General features: G+C 65.4%; 21 protein-coding genes and 1 tRNA gene. 10 read left to right on the top strand and 12 right to left on the bottom strand.

Annotated features, from left to right (window positions below; all coding sequences use genetic code 11):
* Positions 1-158: 158 nt before the first annotated feature.
* Positions 159-2,273: a penicillin-binding protein 1C gene (gene pbpC, locus ACE10X_RS23000; protein WP_375762936.1), complete on the bottom strand. Its 2,115-nt coding sequence runs from the start codon at positions 2,271-2,273 to the stop codon at positions 159-161.
* Positions 2,270-7,477 (bottom strand): alpha-2-macroglobulin, encoded by a 5,208-nt coding sequence (locus tag ACE10X_RS23005; protein WP_375762937.1) that lies wholly within the window; start codon positions 7,475-7,477, stop codon positions 2,270-2,272. Before ACE10X_RS23005 ends, pbpC begins: the two co-directional genes overlap by 4 nt.
* A gap of 288 nt (positions 7,478-7,765) precedes the next feature.
* Between ACE10X_RS23005 and ACE10X_RS23010 the strand changes: the two genes are divergently transcribed.
* Positions 7,766-7,842: transfer RNA gene (locus ACE10X_RS23010), tRNA-Arg, on the top strand.
* Between the two features lie 733 nt (positions 7,843-8,575).
* Complete coding sequence (locus ACE10X_RS23015) at positions 8,576-9,046, top strand: DUF992 domain-containing protein (RefSeq protein WP_244435815.1); 471 nt, start codon at positions 8,576-8,578, stop codon at positions 9,044-9,046.
* A 667-nt stretch (positions 9,047-9,713) separates the two neighbouring features.
* Here the strand turns inward: ACE10X_RS23015 and ACE10X_RS23020 are convergent.
* Together ACE10X_RS23020 and ACE10X_RS23025 are read right to left on the bottom strand one after the other, a co-directional pair.
* Positions 9,714-9,953, bottom strand: coding sequence for a YdeI/OmpD-associated family protein (locus tag ACE10X_RS23020; protein WP_038385180.1), 240 nt, complete (start codon positions 9,951-9,953; stop codon positions 9,714-9,716).
* A 20-nt stretch (positions 9,954-9,973) separates the two neighbouring features.
* A complete protein-coding gene (locus ACE10X_RS23025; protein WP_038385179.1) occupies positions 9,974-10,387 on the bottom strand; it encodes an SRPBCC family protein in 414 nt (137 codons plus the stop codon).
* 233 nt (positions 10,388-10,620) lie between these two features.
* On the opposite strand from ACE10X_RS23025, the gene ACE10X_RS23030 reads away from it, so the two are divergent.
* Positions 10,621-10,926 (top strand): hypothetical protein, encoded by a 306-nt coding sequence (locus ACE10X_RS23030; RefSeq protein ID WP_028339727.1) that lies wholly within the window; start codon positions 10,621-10,623, stop codon positions 10,924-10,926.
* Positions 10,927-10,949: 23 nt separating this feature from the next.
* Here the strand turns inward: ACE10X_RS23030 and ACE10X_RS23035 are convergent, their stop codons facing one another.
* The 3 genes from ACE10X_RS23035 to ACE10X_RS23045 all read right to left on the bottom strand — a co-directional run bounded on the left by ACE10X_RS23035 (position 10,950) and on the right by ACE10X_RS23045 (position 12,870).
* On the bottom strand, positions 10,950-11,585 hold the full coding sequence (locus ACE10X_RS23035; RefSeq protein WP_038385178.1) for a 2-dehydro-3-deoxy-6-phosphogalactonate aldolase: 636 nt from the start codon (positions 11,583-11,585) through the stop codon (positions 10,950-10,952).
* Positions 11,582-12,511, bottom strand: coding sequence for a 2-dehydro-3-deoxygalactonokinase (locus tag ACE10X_RS23040; protein ID WP_304555350.1), 930 nt, complete (start codon positions 12,509-12,511; stop codon positions 11,582-11,584). The genes ACE10X_RS23035 and ACE10X_RS23040 overlap by 4 nt, the downstream gene beginning before the upstream one ends.
* A gap of 143 nt (positions 12,512-12,654) precedes the next feature.
* A complete protein-coding gene (locus ACE10X_RS23045) occupies positions 12,655-12,870 on the bottom strand; it encodes a hypothetical protein (RefSeq protein WP_026192800.1) in 216 nt (71 codons plus the stop codon).
* A gap of 196 nt (positions 12,871-13,066) precedes the next feature.
* On the opposite strand from ACE10X_RS23045, the gene ACE10X_RS23050 reads away from it, so the two are divergent.
* Complete coding sequence (locus ACE10X_RS23050) at positions 13,067-13,243, top strand: hypothetical protein (protein WP_167350394.1); 177 nt, start codon at positions 13,067-13,069, stop codon at positions 13,241-13,243.
* Positions 13,244-13,340: 97 nt separating this feature from the next.
* On the opposite strand, the gene ACE10X_RS23055 is transcribed toward ACE10X_RS23050, so the two are convergent.
* The gene (locus ACE10X_RS23055) at positions 13,341-13,610 is read right to left on the bottom strand and encodes a hypothetical protein (RefSeq protein ID WP_038385175.1); all 270 of its coding nucleotides are present in this window, start codon (positions 13,608-13,610) and stop codon (positions 13,341-13,343) included.
* 139 nt (positions 13,611-13,749) lie between these two features.
* Complete coding sequence (locus tag ACE10X_RS23060; protein ID WP_162832424.1) at positions 13,750-13,926, bottom strand: hypothetical protein; 177 nt, start codon at positions 13,924-13,926, stop codon at positions 13,750-13,752.
* A gap of 188 nt (positions 13,927-14,114) precedes the next feature.
* Between ACE10X_RS23060 and ACE10X_RS23065 the strand changes: the two genes are divergently transcribed.
* Both ACE10X_RS23065 and ACE10X_RS23070 read left to right on the top strand, forming a co-directional pair.
* Complete coding sequence (locus ACE10X_RS23065) at positions 14,115-14,339, top strand: hypothetical protein (protein WP_038385174.1); 225 nt, start codon at positions 14,115-14,117, stop codon at positions 14,337-14,339.
* A gap of 208 nt (positions 14,340-14,547) precedes the next feature.
* The gene (locus ACE10X_RS23070) at positions 14,548-14,904 is read left to right on the top strand and encodes a DUF6481 family protein (protein WP_038385173.1); all 357 of its coding nucleotides are present in this window, start codon (positions 14,548-14,550) and stop codon (positions 14,902-14,904) included.
* A 56-nt stretch (positions 14,905-14,960) separates the two neighbouring features.
* On the opposite strand, the gene ACE10X_RS23075 is transcribed toward ACE10X_RS23070, so the two are convergent.
* Complete coding sequence (locus tag ACE10X_RS23075; RefSeq protein ID WP_085970633.1) at positions 14,961-15,194, bottom strand: pentapeptide MXKDX repeat protein; 234 nt, start codon at positions 15,192-15,194, stop codon at positions 14,961-14,963.
* Positions 15,195-15,548: 354 nt separating this feature from the next.
* Here ACE10X_RS23075 and dctP point away from each other — a divergent pair, with 354 nt between their 5' ends.
* The 3 genes from dctP to ACE10X_RS23090 are packed head-to-tail and all read left to right on the top strand — an operon-like array spanning position 15,549 to position 18,477.
* A complete protein-coding gene (dctP, locus tag ACE10X_RS23080) occupies positions 15,549-16,571 on the top strand; it encodes a TRAP transporter substrate-binding protein DctP (protein WP_038385172.1) in 1,023 nt (340 codons plus the stop codon).
* Complete coding sequence (locus tag ACE10X_RS23085) at positions 16,568-17,122, top strand: TRAP transporter small permease (RefSeq protein ID WP_193375419.1); 555 nt, start codon at positions 16,568-16,570, stop codon at positions 17,120-17,122. The genes dctP and ACE10X_RS23085 overlap by 4 nt, the downstream gene beginning before the upstream one ends.
* Entirely contained in the window at positions 17,119-18,477 is a 1,359-nt protein-coding gene (locus tag ACE10X_RS23090; RefSeq protein ID WP_028339719.1) for a TRAP transporter large permease, read from the top strand. Before ACE10X_RS23085 ends, ACE10X_RS23090 begins: the two co-directional genes overlap by 4 nt.
* Before the next feature lie 39 nt (positions 18,478-18,516).
* Here ACE10X_RS23090 and ACE10X_RS23095 read toward each other — a convergent pair whose 3' ends face one another.
* Entirely contained in the window at positions 18,517-18,654 is a 138-nt protein-coding gene (locus ACE10X_RS23095) for a hypothetical protein (protein WP_157787995.1), read from the bottom strand.
* A 119-nt stretch (positions 18,655-18,773) separates the two neighbouring features.
* Here ACE10X_RS23095 and ACE10X_RS23100 point away from each other — a divergent pair, with 119 nt between their 5' ends.
* On the top strand, positions 18,774-18,929 hold the full coding sequence (locus tag ACE10X_RS23100; protein ID WP_157787994.1) for a hypothetical protein: 156 nt from the start codon (positions 18,774-18,776) through the stop codon (positions 18,927-18,929).
* Positions 18,930-18,949: 20 nt separating this feature from the next.
* Here ACE10X_RS23100 and ACE10X_RS23105 read toward each other — a convergent pair whose 3' ends face one another.
* The gene (locus ACE10X_RS23105) at positions 18,950-19,798 is read right to left on the bottom strand and encodes an SMP-30/gluconolactonase/LRE family protein (protein WP_038385171.1); all 849 of its coding nucleotides are present in this window, start codon (positions 19,796-19,798) and stop codon (positions 18,950-18,952) included.
* Between the last annotated feature and the right edge of the window lie 288 nt (positions 19,799-20,086).

Below are 20,086 nucleotides of genomic sequence, written 5' to 3' on the forward strand. Positions count from 1 at the left end.
GCCTGCGGCTCGAATGCGCAGGTTTTACAGACTGTTGCCCTGCTCCGAAGCGCCGGGGTTGGAGGCCATCCACCATGGGTTTCGCATACGATGAAACCGCAGCGCAAACAACTGTGCTGTTCCGCTTTCCGACCGTGCCGGTCCGCTTTCCCGTGCGATCATTGCACGCGGATCACAACGGTATCCGCGGCACCCGTGGCGTCGATCACGGTGAGCCGGGCGAAGCCCGGCCACGGCGGGTCGATCAGGCGCTGGCGCCGGCTGTCGATGTCCCCGGCTGAGACACCATTCACGAGCACCGTCAGCGGCAGCACCCCGCCGGCAACCTTGACCGGCATCGGCGCATTGCGGCCGTCCTCGGAATGATCGACATCGATGCGCGAGCCGTTCAGCGGAAACTGGATATGCGGCGCCTGGTCGCTGCCGCTGCGGACCAGTTCGCCGAGCGGCCGGAAGCGGCGCAGCGGCGGCGGCAGTTTCGCGTTGGAGGCGACCAGAACGCCGCGTGGCGGCTTCGGCAATGCCGCCGGGATTTTGCCGGTGCGCGCAAAGGCGTCGAACAGGATGGGTGCCGCGGCCGTACGGCCGACCAGACCCGGCACCGGCGCTCCGTCGGGTCGGCCGACCCAGACGCCGATCGTGACGCGGCCGTCGAAGCCGACCGACCAGGCATCGCGATAGCCGTAGCTGGTACCGGTCTTGAACGCGATCCGGTTGTGCACGCCGTTCTCCGGCGGCGGCGTGCCGAGCAGGACGTTGCCGACCTGCCAGGCCGCAGCCTGATCCATCAGCCGCATCGTGTCGCGGCCGTCATTGGCCTGCATGATCTCGCGCAGCGGCTTGGTCGCGCCAAGCCGCGCCAGGCCGGAATAGAGCTGGGCGAGATCCTGCAACGTGATGCCGACACCGCCGAGACCCATCGCAAGGCCCGGTGCCTCGTCCTTCGGCAGCACGAGACTGGTGCCGGCCTGCTTCAGCCGCGACGACAGCCGGCTGGCACCGACGCGGTCGAGCAGCGCGATAGCCGGCACGTTCAGCGACAATTGCAGCGCCTTGCGGATCGGCACCGTGCCCTGGAACGTCATGTCGAAATTTTCCGGCGCGTAGGTGCCGAAGCGGATCGGGCGATCCTCGATGAGGCTGTCGGGATGGACAAAGCCATCCTCGAATGCGAGCCCATAGATGAACGGCTTCAAGGTCGAGCCCGGCGAGCGCACCGCGCGCGTCATGTCGACCTGCCCGGCCCGCCGCTCGTCGAAATAATCCGCCGAGCCGACGCGCGCGAGCACGTCGCCCGTCTCATTGTCGACCACGACGATCGCGACCGAGACGTCAGGCCCCTGCGCGATGGCGCGGTCGCGCGCCAGCGCCTCCAGGTTCCGTTGCAGCGTGGCGTCGAGTGTCAGCTTGATGACGGGCGCATCCTTCATCGTCGCGATCGCCTGATCGGACGAATGCGGCGCCAGGATCGGAATCTGCTTGCGCATCTTCGCCACCGCCGTCGCCGTGGCCTGCGCGGCATCGTCTTTCGACACCACGCCATCCTCGACCATGCGCTCGAGCACGCGGTCGCGGGCGGCGTGGGCCGCGTCTGGATAACGGTCGAGCCGCCGCCGCTCCGGCGATTGCGGCAGCGCCACCAGCAGCGCGGCTTCGGCGAGCGACAGCCGCTTCGGCTCCTTGCCGAAATAGGCGATCGAGGCGGCGCGGATGCCCTCGAGATTGCCGCCGAACGGCGCCAGCGCAAGATAGAGATCGAGGATCTGGTCTTTCGAAAGCTGCCGCTCCAGTTCGACCGCGCGCACCATCTGCCGCAGCTTTGCGTAGACCGAGCGCTGCTGGCGCGGCTCGATCAGCCGCGCCAGCTGCATCGTGATCGTCGAACCGCCCGAGACGATATGGCCGCTCGTGAGCAGCTGGAATGCGGCGCGCGACAGCGCCAGCGGATCGATGCCGTGATGCTCATAGAAGCGTTTGTCCTCATAGGCGAACAAGAGCTTCAGATAGGTGGGATCGACGGACGTCTTCGCGTCGACCGGCAGCCGCCAGCGCCCGTCCGCCATCGCATAGGCGCGTAACAGCTTGCCGTTGCGATCGATCACCGTGGTCGAGACCTGCTGGGCCTTGTCGAGCGGCAGCGGCCCGAGCGACACGACCCAGGCGGCGAATGCGCCGGCTGCGCTCAGCGTCGCGACGGCACAGATCGCAAGGACCGACTTGATCCGTGGCCAGCGCGATCCGCGTACCGGTGCTGTCCTCAACGTTCCACTCATTTCGCCGGCTTCACCTCAACCGCACCGGTGCCGCTGCGGCCATAGCGCGAGGGATTGTACATGTCCTCGACATAGGCCTGCGGCAGCACATATTTGCCCGGCGACACCGCGCGCACGACATAGGCAACCGTGAACACCGATTTGTCGTTGGCGCCCCGGTCGATCGCCGCCGTGAAGCGGTCATCGCGGAACTCGGTGTTCTTCGGCTCGACGCCGTCCTCGATCCACGCGAGCGTGCCGGAATCCCCCGATGACACCAGGTTCGGGTTGTCGATCTCGAGCCCGGCCGGCAGATAGTCGGCCACCATGATGTGCCCAAACTCCGGCTTTGCTTCCGTGACCTTCAGGACAACCGCGAAGCGGTCATTCTGTTTCGCCTTGGCGACATCGGCCGGCTTGCCATCGAGCGTGAAATAGCTGCGCTCGATCTTGAAACCGTTGGAGGCCGCCGGCTCCGGCGTGACCGGCGAGCCCGACACCGAGATCACCGCCTGCACCGGTGCGTCTCCGGTATTGGTGATCCTGAGCGGCTGGCCGGTCATCTCCTCGGCCTTATAGCTGCGATAGACCGCGGTCTTGACCGGCTGGCCGTTGATATCGAGCGCCAGCGTTTCCTTGGCGAGCGCCCGCGCCGCCAGCACCATCCACGCATTTTCCTGCGTCGAGGTGTAGGGCGACAGTCCCCGCGCCGCCTCGACCCGCAGCACGGCCTGCGTCAGCGTGGTGCGTGGCGCATTGCCCTCGCCGGCGAGCGAGACCAGCGCAGCAGCGTCGCGCAATGCCGAGCCGTAGTCGACCCGGCCGAACTCGATCACGGGTTTCGGGTTCAGCGCATCGAGCGCGGCACCATAGACCCGCTCGGCCCTCGCCTTGTCGCCCACCAGCGCAAGCGCAGCGGCAAGCTGGGCCTTGGAGATCGGCGTCGCCAGGTTGTTCAGCTTGGTGTCGGCGAGATAGCGCAGATCACCGATCGGTGCTGCGCCGTTGCGCGCGAGCACGTAGAGGCCGTAGGCCAGATCGCGGCCGCCGTCCTTCTCCGGCTCGTTGGCATTGACCACCGAGTTCCTGACGCGGTCGAGCGCGCTCTTGAACAGCACGTCCGGCACCGCAAAGCCCTTTTCGCGGGCCCGGGTCAGGAAGTCTGTGACGTAGGCATCGAGCCAGGCGTCGTCGCCGCCCGCCGACCACAGGCCAAACGAGCCGTTGGACCCTTGTCGAGCGAGGAGCCGTTCGATCGCGTCGCGGATGCGCTGGTCGACCGCGGTGTCCATCGCGAGATGGGCGCCGGCGGCGAGATCGTTGACATAGAGCAGCGGCAGCGCGCGGCTCGTGATCTGCTCGGAGCAGCCATAGGGATAGCGATCGAGCGCCTTCAGAATGCTCGCGGCATCGAGCGCGGTCGACAGGCTCGCCGAGACCGACACGCTGCCGGTGCCCGGCACGAGATCGGAGAACATGTCCGAGGTCAGTGCCAGGCTCTCGCCCTTCGCCAGCGTGCGGATCGAGCGGCGCGCCAGGACCTGGGTCGCCGGCTTGACGTCGAGCGCATAATGCCGCGCCAGCGTCAGCCCGTTCGGCCCGGAGATGTCGACGTCGAACTCGGCACGTCCGGCGCCGCCGGCCTCAAGACCCAGCGACAGCGAGGAGCGCTGCTTGGCGGCGAGCTTCACGGTCGTGGTCGAATTGCCCGAAGCCTTGATCGGGCCGCTCGCCTTGACGCTGATGGCGTAGTTGCCCGCTGCACCCTCGACATTGTCGATATCCATGCTGATGGTGCCCCTGTCACCGGTCAGCAAGAAGCGCGGCAATGTCGCGGTCACCACCACGGGATCGCGCACGATCACGTCGACATTGGCGCGGCCAACCTTGGTTGCGCTCCACGCCACCGCCATCACCCGCGCGGTGCCGGCAAATTCCGGGATGTCGAAGCTCACCTCGGCAGTCCCATCAGGCCCGACCGTGACGATGCCGGAATAGAGCGCCAGCGGCTTCTGCGTCGGCGGCGAGCCCTGCAGCTCGGCGCCGGCGGAGTCGCCGCCGCTGCGGATCTGGCCGCGGGTGCCCTGCATGCCGTCGATCAGCTGGCCGTAGAGGTCGCGGATCTCGGCGGTCAGGCGGCGCTGGCCGAGATAGTAATCATCCGGCGCCGGCGGCTTGTAATTGGTCAAATTGAGAATGCCGACATCGACCGCGGCCAGCACCACCTTGGCATCCTCGCCGGGATTGAGGCCGCCGAGCTTGACCGGAATCTTCAGCGTCGAGCCCGGCCGCACCAAGGCGGGCGGCGACAGTTCGACGGCAAGCGTGCGCGCCTTCTTGTCGATGCCGAACCATTTCAGCCCGATCGCGCGGCCGGGCATGCGCCCGGCGGCGACATCGAGCGGACGACGCAGCGTCGTCATGACATAGGCGCCGGTGCCCCAATCCTTTCCGACCGGGAGCCTGACCTGCTGGGTGCCCTCCGTGACGTCGACGCTTTGGGTGGTCAGCAGGCGGTCGCCAAGCACGTAGACCGTCAGCTTGCCGGCGGTGCGCGCATTGACTGACACCGTCATGGTGTCGCCGGATTGATATTCGGGCTTGTCGATCGAGGTTTCCAGTAGATCGGGCGTGTCGGCGCTGCCGTCGGAATACCAGCCGACGTCGAACTGCACCGAGGTGACGGGCCCGTCGGCGTCGGTCGATTTCACGTCGAGCCGGTAGCGGCCGGGCTGCGGCTGGAAGGTCAGGCGCATCGGCTTGTCGGCGGCAAGGTTGACGTCGCCATCGGCAACGCGGCGAGTCGACTTGACCGGCTCATACTGCCAGGACGAGTTCTGCCGGTACCACTGATAACGCGACTCCAGCTTCAACAGCTCGTAGCGCAGCCCGTTGCGCGGCAGCTGCTTGCCGTCGGGCGCGACGAACACGACGTCGAACTCGGCCTTGTCGCCCTCGGCCACGCTCTTGTCGCCGAACAGCGGCTTGACGCCGATCAGCGAGGCCACTGGGGCCACCGGCAGTACGATCTTGCGCTCCACCGAGCGTCCGCCGGTCTCCGCCATGCGGATGTAGATCTGGGCCTCCTGCGGCCGGGTCGAGGTCGGCACCTTCTCGAGCTTCACCGGGAACGTCGCCGCGCCGTTGGCATCGGCCTCCGGCAGGTCCTCGATCGGGGTCCGCTCGTTGCTCGCAGTCTGCTCGTCGTCGACGCCGAACTGATAGCCGGCATAACCGGGCCGGCCGTTCGCCGCGGGCGCCACCAGCATGTCGCCCTCGAGCTGCAGGCCCGAGGCCGGCGCGCCGTAGAGGAAGTGGCCGGAAACCTGAAGTTCCACTGGAACTTCGGCTTTGATCACCTTCTCCTTGCTGGTCAGATCGAATTCGACCCGTTCGGGGATGTAATCCTCGACCATGAAGGTGGTCTCGCCGACCGACGAGCCCTTCGGATCGGTAAAGACGCGGGCGCGCCAGGTGCCGGTCGGCACCGCAGAGTTCAACGCCACCGCCAGCATCCGGCCGCCGGCGCCCTGGTCGGGTAGCACGGCGCGGCGGAATTCGACGCCGTCGGGGCGCTCGATCACCATGGTCAGCGGCGTCCCGGTCAGGGCATTGCCCTGCCCGTCGCGCAGCAGCGCGATCAGATAGACGGTCTCGTTGGAGCGGTAGACGCCACGCTCGGCGTAGACGAAGGCGTCCGCGCCGGCCGGGATCGCCCGGCCCGCGACGCCGCGGTCGGTGAGGTCGAACGCATTGGTCTTCAGGCTCAGGAAGGCGTAGTCGGCCTTCTCCCCCATGACAGTCAGAAGCGCCGGCGACAACCCGCCCTCGCCGCGGGCCAAGCCTTGCTCGAACAGCACGTGGCCGGCCGCATCGGTCTTGCGGGTGGCCAGGATCTCGTTGTTGCGGGCGACCAGCTTCACGTCGGCGTTGGCAACCGGTTCGGTGGAAGCCAGTGAGTTGACGAAGACGTGGATACCGTCATTGCCGGAGAAGGCCGACAGGCCCATGTCCGAGACGATGAACCATTGCGTCGCCAGCGTGCCGTCGTCGTCGGTGCCCGGCCCCTTGGCCGCGGCGGTCATGACATAGACACCGGGTTGCAGGTCGCCAAGCGCCTGGTCGACCGGAAAGGCCGTAACGACGTCCTGGTTCAGCGTGGTCGCTGTCGCAAGCTCGCCGGACCACACCTTGACGCCGCGCTGGTCGCCGAGATCGGAGAGCTGGTAGCGGCTCAGCGTGCTCTGGAAGTCGCTGTCGATCACCGTGTTGATCAGGTTGCGGTCGCCGATCCGGAAGACGTCGACCTTGACCGCCGGCGTGTTGACGCTGACCACCGGGATACCGCGCTGTCCGGTCCGCGGCAGCACATAGGCCCGCCCGGTGAACCGCACGAACGGCTTGCGGTCGCGGACATAGATGTTGAACTCGGCCGATTTCGGCAGGGTCTCCTTGACAGTCGAAGGCAGGCCGGCGCGCAGATTGATGTTGTAACGCTCGCCGTGCTTCAGCCCGTCGACGCAGAGCTGCTGGCCTTCCGCCGACAAGGCCGGCTTGTCGGTGCCGGCGAGCGCCAGATAGGGCGCGAAGTCGACGCGCTTGGCGAGCTCCTCTGAGAACTGGAAGCAGGCCCGCGGCGACGCCGCGTCGGAATCGACGGTATAATCGAGCAGCCGGAAGCCGTGCTCGTCGCGCATCTTCTCGTACTGGCCGCGGACATCGGCGACCTCGCGCATGTCGAGCGACAGCCGCAGGCTGTCCAGCGCCGGGCGCCACAGCTTGCGCTCGGCAAGCGCCTTGCCGAGCACGGCCAGTGCGTCAGCCTCCTCGCCCGCATTGCCGGCGCGCTGATAGGCGATGTAGGCGGCGGTGGAGGCGCGCTCCATCAGGAACGTCTGTTCGCTTGAGCTCGGCGACCGGATCTGGAAGATCGTCCTGGCGAGGCGCAGCCAGTTGGCGCCGTCCTCCGGCGTGGTCGCCGCGATCTGGCCGAGGATCTGCAGCCCGCCGCGGAAATCATTGCGCCTGAAGGCGGCGTCGGCGTCGGTGCGCAGGGTTGCGGCCGATTTGTTGACCGCGCCGGCCTCGCTCTTGATCTGGGCTTCCAGCTTGATCGCGGAATCGGCGAGATCGTCGCGCCTGAAGGCCTTGTCCGCGGCCTGAGCGCTCACCAGGGCGAGCACCAGCGTGGCGCATATCGTGGCGGCACGAACCAATCCGATCATGATGGAGCTCCTGAACGCCCCCGCGGTCGAACGCCGCGTTGGGGCCAAAAGTGCGCGAAAAGGTGACGGAGTGAAGGCGCGGACATGAACGGACGAAAACGTCGCAGATCGCATTGCCGACATTCCTTTGACCAGCCCCCGGCGGCAGCATCGTGCGGCGCGGCGGGCTGGACAGGCCAACGCAGGGCGGGTCCCTGCTCGCCTTTGTCGCTCGACCACAAAAATCGGTTCGGCCGGACTTGGCGGAAAGGCGGATTTTTCATATTGGCGGTGCTACAAGGCCGCCACGGTCCCGTAGCTCAACTGGATAGAGTAGCGGATTTCTACTCCGCGGGTTGCAGGTTCGAATCCTGCCGGGATCGCCACCCTGCTCCCTCCAATGAAACCATTTTCTGGAAGCCGCGAAGCCGGCCGGAAACAAAGGCGGCGTAGCGTCCCATCATTGGACCAAAGGGGATTCGGTCATGTGGGATTTCATCAACGAATTGTATCGGGATTTTTGCCTCGCTCGCCTGCAGGAGATGCGGAAGCTGGAGCACCATAGCTGATCGGGCGGAGCATCGGTGGCGATCAGCCGTTCTCGCGCGGCGGCGTGGATCACCCTGACAATCGGACCTTCGCCAGCGCACAAGCAGCCAACATCAGTCCATCACGGGACGCCAGTCCCCGTATGACTACGGGGGCGCTCGAACCTTGGCGCCGGTTTTGCAGACACAAACATGACTGGGATTGCGGGCCCAGATTGGAACAGGGCGCTGCCGGGACAATGCATTTCGAGCCCGGCGGCGTAATTTTTCGGGACAGGCTCACCGCCGTAATCCGAACGCCTTGGCGTCATTGCCAGGACCGGTCGCGTTACTTCGCCGCGGCCTCTCCTGCCTGGAAATCGAGCACGCTCGTTCGACGTCGATAGACCCACCATCGAAGCGTCAGCCTGGACGGCGATGAAAAAGTATCGCCGTTGGTTGATCGTCGTCTTCCTGGCCGGTCGCTCGCGAACGTCGACCGTCGGCAGCAATCAAACCAATCTCTAAGGCTCTCTTAACCACAAGCGAAGGCCGAACGCGGGGTCGTGGGCCGATTGCGCGCCGATCCGCGTTGTCCGGCACCATGCGTATGACAAGCCGTTCGATCGCCTCTGCTCTGTGTGGTACGGCGATTCTCGCCGCGCCGCTCGCAGCCGCCAATGCGCAGCAGGTGCAGGCCGGAACGCTTGAGTGTCGTGGTGGCCCCGATACCGGGTTCGTCGTAGGTCCGGTGACCAACCTCAATTGCGTGCTGCACGTCGATAGCACGCCGGACAGTCGTTATGTCGCAGCCATCCGCAACCTCGGCGTTTTGATCGGAGATCAAGAAGTCGCCATGACCTGGAAGGTGATGGCGCCCGTGCCGTGGCTTGGAAGCGACGATCTCGCCGGCGGTTACGCCCATGCCGACGGCGCCGGCGTCAACGTTCTCGCCGGCGGCTCGAATACGCCGATCACGCTGCATCCGTTGAACGAGCAGAACGCCCCCTCAACGCCGCCCCTGAAAATCGAGAACCTCGAGATTCGGCCGGTGGACCGCTGACCCCGAGCACAGCTAGGTGATAGCCCGCGCGGTCGCCAGAATGCACAACGCCGTCCGCTTGAAATACATGCGAACGGCGTTGGCCCTAGCCCCAGGAAGGTGATGCAAAATCCTGACAGCTCTAAGAATGCACACTTTGTGCCAGCGGCGCATGTCCCAAATTGGCTATCACGCGGCATGGCCCAAATGGGCCATTTGGAAACACAGAAACGAAGATAAGTTAGGCACCGAGGCGCCGGCGACGGTGCCTCACGACCAAAGTGTCTACTTGGCCTCAGCGTGGCCCACGCGCTGAGGCCTTTCTTTTTTGATGTTCGCCGTGTGCCGTGAAATCAGTCGCCGTCTTTATCATTCAGCGCACGAAACGATTCCGTAGTTCTCCGTGCGTGAACAAAGTTCCGACGGCGATTGAGAGACCGATCGCTTTCTGTTCGTGCGTTGCAGGTTCCAACATATGCCGCGAGCGCCGGCAGCGCGCTTCGCAATTTCTTAATCCAAAAGTGCGTTCTTTAGGGGATTGTGAGTGCCCGCCTCGGTCGTCGATATAGCAGGGACCGCGATGGACGATTCCGAGATCGTCCTTTTTCCTCGATGAGGATTCGCACGACTAAAAACATCAAGCGAGCGACGCGGACACACGGCGCACAGCGATCACGCCGCGAGAGTCTCACCTTGGTTTGCTCGGTCGATGCGCCATTCCCATATACACCCCACCGGCTTTCAACTCCGCCAGCATCTGGTCGATCCGCTTGCGCCGTGTTGCAGCTCGCACGCTGCGGCCGATCCAGTGCAGATAGTCGTTGCGCTGATAGGGCGGGCGCGCCTTGAACGCCTGCATCAGTCCGGTCGCATCGAGCTCGCGACGGATGCTCGCCGGCATCGCCGCGCGCGGTCGCTTCAACGTCACGCCGCTCTCCAGTCGCCGGATCAGGACCGCCGCTTGGCTTCGACGTAACGCTTGAAGTTATCCAGGATCGCCTGCCAACCGCCGCGCTGCTGCTCGACCGAATGGGTATCCTCGCTGTCGAAGCTGACCTGCACCCTGACGCCGCCGGTCTCCGGCGTGAATGCGACCTGCGCGCTGCGATCGCCGAACGAATATTCGAGCAGACGGGGCTCCTCGACCCTGGTGTAGGTGCCGGCGAAATCGAACCCCATGCTGCCGTCCTTGGCTTCCATCCGCGACGAGAAGGCGCCGCCGGTGCGCAGGTCGACGGTCGCGGCGGTCGTGTGCCAATCGTCGGAAGCCGCGTTCCACTGCTTGATGTCGTCAGGCGTCGTGTAGGCGCGCCAGACATCCGCGATCGGCGCGGCAACGGTCGTTTCGACGGCAATCCTCATATCTATTCCCTCGTCGCGATGGAGTGAAACCGACGCGCTTCCCGGGCGGCGCCGGACCGCGGCCATTCTATTAGGGCCATAGATGCCTTCGTCAAATGACAACGGTCGGACCACCGGGAACATGAGGAGACCGGAGACGCCATTCAACCAACCAAATGGTGCGTGGCCGCCACAAGAATTTCGTCAGGAATGACCGTGTATGGAAGACGGGTCCAATGCCCGGAGAGCGCGTCATGCGGAACCTGAACACCGTCCTGAGCAAGCTGAACGACCGCCTGCTGCGGCTGGAGGGCGAACTGTTCGTGCTGCGATCGATCGCGCGCGCCGCCCTCACCGCCGGCGACGAGTCCGCCGTCCGCACCCGCAAGCTGCTCGAAGGCGCCAAGCTCGCGCTGTCAGACGAAGCCGAACGGCCGCTGGACGCCGCGACCGGGAAATACGTCGCGGCCGCGATCGCCATGGTCGAAGAGCTGCTTGAGAATCCCCGCGAGGCGGCGCCGCTGTTCAGGGTGATCGACGGCGGCAAGCGGGACGATTAGCGCGCTTGCCAAAAGCACCGCGCCTAGCCGGCGCCCTGCACGGCCCTGTCATACGCCTCGATCGTCACCCTTGCCCTGACCGAAATATCCGCGGCCGTCATGCCCGGCTTGTAGAGGCTGCTGCCGAGACCGAAGGCGCGAATGCCCGCCTTCACATACTCGGCGAAATTCTGGTCCGAGACGCCGCCGACCGCGGCGACCATCACATCCGGTGGCAGCACGGCGCGGATCGCGGTGATGCCGGCGGCGCCGAGCACGCTGGCTGGAAAGAATTTCAGGCTCGACGCCCCCGCGCGCGCGGCGAGCAGCGCTTCCGTCGGCGAGAACACGCCGGGCATCGTGATCATCGCATGGTCCCGCGCCCGCGCCAGCACCTCGACGTCGACATTCGGCGACACCATGAGGCGGCCGCCGACATCGTGCAGGCGATCGACGTCTGCTGCAGTCAGAACCGTGCCGGCGCCGATCAGAACATCGGCCGGCGCGCGCTTCGCCGCGATCTCGATCGAGCGGAACGGCTCGGGCGAGTTCAGCGGAATCTCGATCGCGGTCATGCCGGCGTCGAGCAGCGCGCTGACGATGCCCAGCACCTCGTCCGGCTTGACGCCGCGCAGGATCGCGACCAGCGGTCGCTTCATCGGCGGAAACGGAATGCTCATGCGTTGATCCCTCGCTTCTTCCAGATCGCCGCCGCCGCGCCGGCGAGACCACGGCGAACCGCCTCCTCCGCATCCACGGCATCGAGCGGAATCGAAAGGCATTCGAGCGCCATCTGAAAGAGCCGCTGCAACCGGCCCGAGGCGATCAGCGTAACCGGCGCTCCCTGCTTTCGCTCCGCAAGGCCCGCCGCCAGTTCGACGCCGATCAGCGTACCCGAGATCGTCTCACGCGCGGCCTGTGCGCTGCCGCCGAACAGCAGTTGCCGCGATCGCACGCGAAACAGTAGATTGGCCGATAGCGCCGGCGCCGCGAATGCCTCCGCGACGGCCGCGCGGAACGCATCGCCGTCAACCGCCTCCTCTGCGCCGGCGACGGCGTGCGACAGGATGGTGTCGCGCGCAATCGCGCTGAACAACTCTCCGGTCATGAAGGTCGCAAAGCGCTCGACCGTTCCACCGCGGACCCTGACCCATTTGGAATGCGTTCCCGGCATGCAGACGAGCGCCTCGCCCGGCGCGTTCAAGCCGAGCGCCCCCAGCAGCTGGGTCTCCTCGCCCCGCATGACGTCAGGTGCGGCGATATCACGCTGCGCAATCCCAGGCAGGATACGGATATCGCGCGGCTGCCCGCTGACCACGACGGCGCCCTTGAGGATGTCCGACAGATCCGCCGGCGTATCGATATAGCCGGCCTCGACCCAGCCCTGCCGCGCGCCCGCCATGCCGCAGATCACGACCGGCAGGTCGGCCGCCGCGCCCAGCGCATCGAGATGCGATTGCAGCACGGCCGCAAACCCGGTCCTGGCGGCCGCGGTCATGCCTTCATCGCTGCGCCGCTCACCGAGCACCTTGCCGCTGGCGCTCATCAGCCAAAGCCGGAAGCTGCTGGTGCCCCAGTCGACCGCGACATAGGAAAGTCCGCTCATCGCGCCCTGTTCCACGCTCTCAGTATCCGGCGCGCCGACGGCGCCGCTGCCCAGACGCGATAAAGGCGATCATCGCGCCACGCAAGGCGGCCCGCTGGCGTGACGTCACGAGGCCTCGCCTGGCATCAGATGCGCGGCTGCGACTACCGCGCGCCCTTCAGCGTGCAGGAGGTCGTGCAGGTCGTGACGTTGCCGCGGTCACATTTGATGCAGGCGTTGACGCACTGATCCATGACCTTGGGATTGTACTGACTGTAAAGATTGGCCGCACAGCTGTTGGTCGATCCCGTGACCTCCGGGTCGGACCAGCAACCGGACAGTAAAAATGCTGCGGCACTCAAAATGGCGACCTTGCGCATAAGGCCTCCTGCCACGCTCTATCCGAGTAACCTTGATCGGTTAGGTTAAATTCTGGTTTCAATTGCGACCTTATTCGGAAGCAGTATTGCTTATCCACCGGACATTTCCCCAAGGTCCGGGCCCACACCGGCAAGGCCGTCAGGCGACCCCGCCTGGCGGCTTTGTTGCCCAGCAATGCACAAGGATACCAACAAGATGGCCCGAAAGCCGCGGTGGTCGTTCAAGGAGGACCGACGACTGATGGAACTGGCACGCTCCTCAAAGTCGCTGGAGGAGGTCGTGAAGGCGACCGGCCGCTCGCCGGAACGGATCAAGAAGATGGCCATGCGCCTCGGCCTGTCGATCAAGCCGCGCGGTACCACCAAGAAATAACCTGAAATGCGGCCGCTGCGGCGGCCCGGCCGGCCGGCGCGCCTTCCAGCGAAATCGGCACCGCCTCGCGTGCGGACAACGCGCCAGAAAAAGATATCTAGAGCTCCGGCGGACAATCGTCCTTCGCCCGCACCGGGATCGCCTTGACCTCGCCCTGCGGCTTGGCCTCAGCCTCCGCCTCGGTCGCCCGGGTGCAGGTGGTCAGCACGAAGGCGACCCGGCTGCATTGCCATTCCGGCCCGAGCGCCGCATTCGACACCGGCTCGGGCGACGCCAGCGCCAGGGATAGATACGCCACCAAAACGGCACCCGCCGCGCCTGCGGCAGCCAGCGCCGCGCCCTTTCCGGACCACAGCTTGGACATCATGGCCTTGGTTCCCGCCGATCTCCGGGAGTGAGGCAGCCCGCCTGTCCGCGTGTGATCGGAATCACAACCGGGATCAAACAGTTCAGCCCGAGTCTTTGGGCTTGATGTGGGATCGATATTGCACTGCCGCAAGACGGGGTCAGCGCGCCGGCTCGATCACATTACAGTTGGTCCGGCCCGACATCAGGCAGTCCTGCATCTTGCTCGCCGCCGTCAGGTCATGCGCGAGCCAGAGGCCGACCGCGAGCATGACCGCTGCGACCAGCAGTCCGATCAGCGCGCCCCTCCTGCTGCCTCCGTCGTCGGATTCGCTCATGCCAGCTTCGGTTCCCGATTGCCACGGTCCGCATCATGACCCTTTGCACGGTTGCGTGCGATCAATTCTGCAACAGTCGCACTACGAAATGCACGGCCGCAGCCGTCGGCACCGCAATTCCGTTGCGCGCCAGGGGCGACTCGCGAAAGAGTACTCGCTGAAGTGGAGCGCGTGTGCGGGGCGTGCCGATGAGCGAACAAGAAGCGACGACGTACGACTATCAGCGTTACAGGCAGTTGCTCTCGGAGGCTGTCGATGAGAGCAGCAGGCTGCAGCTGATCAGCCTCCTGATCACCGAAAAGGCGCGCGACAGGCTGGAAGCCCAGCGCGCCTCGGACCGGAGCGCGATGACCGCCGAGACGGTTGCCAAGGTCCTGGGTAACGGACGACGCGAGCACCTCCAGCGCGGCTGAACTTTTCAACAGCCCTTGTTCAACAGCCCTTGGTGACCGGCCACTCACCACGCGCCCGCGGGGCGAACGATGGCCACTTGACGTTGGCTCATATCTCCCTTGCTCCACAGCCCTCCGTTCGCCACTGGCAATTTCGTCGCCATTCACTTATTGAAACGCCGAACCAACCCCATCCATCACCCGAACAGAAAGCAGCAAGGCTTCCTCTATGAGTGGCTTCAAGGAACCGGGTTTTGCCGACCGCCAGAAAGCGGCCCTGCAGGCGCGGCAAAACCTCCTCAACAAGTTTCGCTCCCAGCCGGGAGCTGACGATCCCGCTGTGAAGGCACGTGCCGAGGAGCGCGCGGCGATCGCCGACCGCCGCGCCAAGGCCAAGGAAACCCGTGAGGCCGAAAAGGCCGAGCAGAAGCGCCGCGAGGAAGAGGCCGCAGCCGCCGAGGCCGCCCGCATTGCGCGCGAGAAGGAAGAGGAAACCGCCCGCGAGGAGGCGCTGCTCGCCGAGCAGAAGGCCAAGCGCGATGCCCGCTACGCGGCACGCAAGGAGCGCGGCAAGAAGAAGCGCTAAGGCGCAATCAGGCCCGCCAGAGCGGCGGGCCTGCGGACAGCGGGCGATGACGGCAGTCAGTTCTTCTTCATGCCGTCGTCTTTCTTCATCATCCCGCCGCCGTCCTTCTTCATGGCGTCGTCCTTCTTCATCATGCCACCGTCCTTCTTCATGGCATCCTTGGACATCGTGTCTTCCTTCTTCATCGCGTCATCCTTGCCCATCTTGTCCTGAGCGAAGGCGGCGGGCGCCAGCGCCAGGCTGAACGAGAGCAGCGCGGCGGAAAGGCCGAGGCGGGTCTTGGTGGTCATGGTGATGATCCCTTGTGTGGTCGAATGTGAGCGCGACGACTTGCCGCTCTCTGCTCGACGCACTTGCGCCGGCCGTCGTTACCTCCAATAACGAATTCTTGAAGCAGCACGGCTGCGGTCGGCTGGTCGCGCGACGGTTGCGTGACGACGCGGCGTCACCGCGCATCAGTGTGCGCCGCAACAACGGCAAGGCTTGAATGTCAGGACTTGAACGTCAGGACTTGCAGCCCCGTATCGGCTCGCACTATCAGGGCGCCTCGAACTATCAGACTAGAGAATATTCACGCGAAGACCGGCTAAGCTAAAACTCCGCGCCGGCCTAACAGCCACTCAAGAAGCTCTCAGGGGAGAACAATGCTTACACGCCGCCACGTCCTTGCTTCCGCCCTCGCCGCACCCGCCGTCCTGCGGATGGGCATCGGGACCGCGCATGCCGCGACCACGCTGAAGATCTCCCACCAGTTCCCCGGCGGCACCATCGACAAGGGCGACTTCCGCGACCGGCTGTGCAGGATGTTCGCGGCCGAGGTCGCCAAGCGCTCGGGCGGCGACCTGACCGCAGAGGTCTACCCGAACTCGTCGCTGATCAAGACCAACGCGCAGTTCTCGGCGATGCGCAAGGGCGCGCTCGATCTCAGCCTGTATCCGATGCCTTATGCCGGCGGCGAATTGCCGGAGACCAATATCGGCCTGATGCCGGGCCTCGTCACCACCTACGATCAGGGCCTGCGCTGGAAGAAGGAGCCGGTTGGCAAGGCGCTGACCGACTTCCTCGCCGACAAGGGCATTCTGCTGATTTCCTGGGTCTGGCAGGCCGGCGGCGTCGCCAGCCGCTCCAAGGCGATCGTGGCGCCCGAAGATGCCAAGGGCCTCAAGGTGCGCGGCGGCTCGCGCGAGATGGACATGGTGCTGCAGACCGCCGGCGCCGCCGTGCTGTCGGTGCCCTCGAACGAGCTCTACGCCGCGATGCAGACCGGCGCCTGCGACGCCGGCATCACCTCCTCCACCAGCCTGATCTCGTTCCGTCTCGAGGAGGTCGCGAAATCGCTGACCTCGGGCGCCGGCGCCTCCTACTGGTTCATGCTGGAGCCGTTGATGATGTCGAAGGCGATCTTCGACAAGCTGCCGAAAAACCAGCAGGACATCATCCTTGCCGTCGGCACCGAGCTCGAGGCGTTCGGCCGCAAGGGGGCGCAGGACGACGATACCGAAGTCGCCAAGGTCTACGAAAAGGCAGGCGCCAAGGTCAGCGCGCTCGATGCAACCATTGTCGGCAAGTGGCGCGACATCGCGCGCGATACCGCGTGGAAGGACTATGGCGCCAAGACCGCCACCGCCGCCAACCTGCTGAAGCTCGCAAGCGACGTCGCCGCATGATGCATGGTCCGGTCGCGGATCAGGCCGAAACCGCAAGCATCGCCGCGGGCAACAGGCCCGTGGCCTTGCTTGGGCGCGCGCTGTCCATCTGCAACAACATCATCGTGGTGTTCGCCGCGCTCGCCCTGGTCGCGGCCTGCGTGATCCTGAGCTACAGCGTGCTCGGCCGCGCCCTGTTCCACAGTCCGAACTACTGGCAGGACGAGGCGGCCGTGTTCCTCCTGGTCGGCGCCACCTTCATGACCTCGGCCTATGTGCAGAGCCAGCGCGGCCATGTCAGCATCGAGGCGTTCGTCGGGCTGCTCTCGGCGCGCGCCAACGCCATCAGGCTGTGGCTGGTCGATGTCGCGAGCTTCGCGTTCTGCGCCTTCTTCGCCTGGAAGTCCTGGACCCTGGCGCATGAGGCCTATGTCGACGGCCAGGTGTCCAACTCGATGTGGTCGCCGCCGCTGGCCATCCCCTACGTGCTGATGGCGCTGGGCATGACGCTGCTCTGCGTGCAGATCCTCCTGCAAATCATCATTCCGCTGACGGGTGGCGCGCGTCGATGACCGTGTTTGGTATTGGTATCTCCTACGGACTTGCCACCCTGTTTGCGATGTTCTCCGGCATGCCGATCGCGTTCGCGCTCGGTGCCGTCGCGGTCGTGTTCATGGCGATCTTCATGCCGGCGGCCTCGCTCGATACGGTGACGCAGAACGTCTACGAGGAGATGGCCTCGATCACGCTGCTGTCGATCCCGCTGTTCATCCTGAAGGGCGCGGCGATCGGCAAATCGCGCGCCGGCCAGGATCTCTATTCGGCGCTGCACGCCTGGTTGCACCGCGTGCCCGGCGGTCTCGGCGTCGCCAATGTGTTCGCCTGCGCCCTGTTCGCGGCAATGGCCGGCTCCTCGCCGGCGACCTGCTCGGCGATCGGTTCGGCCGGCATTCCGGAGATGCGCAAGCGCGGCTATTCCGGCGGCTTTGCCGCGGGGATCATCGCCGCCGGCGGCACGCTCGGCATCCTGCTGCCGCCCTCGATCACGATGATCCTGTTCGCCGTCGCAGCCGAGAAATCGCTGGGACGGCTGTTTCTCGCCGGCATCGGCCCCGGCCTGCTGCTGGTGACGCTGTTCGGTTTCTACGCCGTGTTCCGCTTCCGCAAGGAATACGCAATGGCCCGCGCCGTCTATGACGCGACCGGCAAGGACGCGGCGATCCTGCAGCATGACGAATTCACCATGGCCGAGCGCTTCAGCGCGCTGCCGCGCGTGATCCCGTTCGTGCTGCTGCTGACCGGCGTGATGATCGCGCTCTATGGCGGCTACGCCACGCCGTCGGAAACCGCCGGCCTCGGCGGCCTCCTGGCGCTCGGGCTGATCGCCGTGATCTACAGCGTGTGGACGCCCAGCGACCTGTCGCCGATCCTGAAATCGACCATCCGCGAGTCCACCATGCTGATGCTGATCATCGGCATGTCGCTGCTCTATTCCTATGTGATGAGCTACCTGCATATCTCGCAGTCGGCGGCGGAAGCGATCGTCGCCATGCACCTGCCGCGCTGGGAGCTCTTGTTTGCGATCCTCGTGATGGTGATCGTGCTCGGCTTCTTCCTGCCGCCGGTCTCGATCATCCTGATGACCGCGCCGATCATCCTGCCGCCGCTGCGCGCGGCCGAGTTCGACATCATCTGGTTCGGCGTCGTCATGACCATCGTGATGGAGATGGGCCTGATCCATCCGCCGGTCGGCCTCAACATCTTCGTCATCCGCAACGTCGCGCCCGACATCCCCTTGAGCGAGGTGATCTGGGGCACGCTGCCGTTCGTGCTGCTGATGATGTTCGCAGTGCTGTTGCTCTGCTTCTTTCCGCAGATCTCGACCTGGCTGCCGAATCTGATCATGGGGCCGGACGGCGGGCGCTAGACCGTTTTCGCGCAGAGGGGACGCGGCAAGACCGGAGTTTCAGGCCGCCTCCTGCTCGCGTTCCGCGAGCGCCTTCTCGATCCGGCGGACCAGCACCGCCGTCGGACGCCCCTCGCGCTTTAGCCGGCGGAGCTCGTTCCACAGCCTGATGATTTCGCGGTCTCGCTCGGCGTCCATGGCGGCACTCTCCCGGGGCGCGCCAATATGAACGAAACAAGAACAAAACTCAAGACCCCGAGATCAAGACGCAGTCGCTCGTGCAGGAACGGGAGCGACGCGGCGCGATTGGTTCCTTCATGAAAATGGCCAAGGCAATTCGCAAGCAGGCGCAGACCGCGGAGCGGGTCGCATTGACGACGGCCGACGCACTTGTCGCCAACCAGATGCGCTCCCTCGCCCGCGCCTTCAGGAGCCAGGCCGATATCCTGAAGAAGAAAGAGAAGAAGAAGTGAGACGCGCCTGCGGTCGCGGCTCAGGGATAGCCATCACCCGGCGTGTCGACCTCGACCACATCGATCCGCGACGTGGACCTGCCCTTGCGTAGCTCCTCGTAGGACGTCTGCGCGCTCAGGCAGAACAGCGTTCTGCGGTCCGCACCACCGAGCGCGCAGGCAAGCGCGCGGCGGCCGGACACCGTGATGCGCTCGCGCTCCACGCCAGTGCGATCGATCCGGACAAAAGCATCCTCCGTGAAAGACGCGACCCAGGTCGCCCCGTCAGCATCGAGGCAGATGCCGTCGGGATCGTTGATGCTGCCGAACCGCCCGCGCAGGCTCAGGCCGCCGTCCGACGCGATGTCGTAATCGGCGAGACCTGCGCCATCCATTTCGGCAACGACGAGCCGGCGATGGTCGGAGGAGACCGCAATGCCGTTGGGAAACCGCAAGCCTTCCGCGACGACGCGCGCACTGCCGTCGGGCGTCACGAGGATGATCCGGCCGACCGCACCGCGGCGCTCCGGCGGCGGCAGGTTGAAGCCGAGATCGCCGACATAGGCGCGTCCCTGCCCGTCGATGATCATGTCGTCGATCGTGCCGGTCGCGACCTCGGAGAGATCGGCATAGGGCGACAGCGCTCCATCGGAAAACCGCAGCAGCCGCTTCCTGAACATCGTCAGCACGACGATGTCGCCATCAGGCAGGACGCCGAGCCCGCACGGCGTGTCGCCGGTCAGCGCAGCATGCTCCTGCAACTCGCCCGACGGGCTGATGCTCAGAAGCGTCCGCGCCATGCAATCGACGAACCAGAGCCGCCCGCGATGCCAGCGCGGGCCTTCGAAATAGCGGCCGCCGTCGAGGATGGTTCTGAGGCGCGCCGTCATGGCGCACCGGCTGGCGAAAAGTGATCTGTCAGTGACATCGGCAGCCCCCACGCGTGTTCGCAATGACGATACAACTCACGCGGAACCGGTCAAAGCACGGTGCTGCCTGTCCGTTTCCGCCCGTAAAAACCCCGGATCCCGCGGGTTTCACACGCCATATTCCATATTTCGCCGCGTTTTCCCTGTTGAGTTGCAGCTGCATTAACACTCGAGAATCGAGGGTAGTGATAATCTGCGGCGGTTGTGCCGCCGTATGACGCGTTCTGTTGTGCCTCATGGTTTCTCAGG

It is taken from the genome of Bradyrhizobium sp. Pha-3, from assembly GCF_042258325.1.
GTDB classification, from domain to species: Bacteria; Pseudomonadota; Alphaproteobacteria; order Rhizobiales; family Xanthobacteraceae; genus Bradyrhizobium; species Bradyrhizobium elkanii.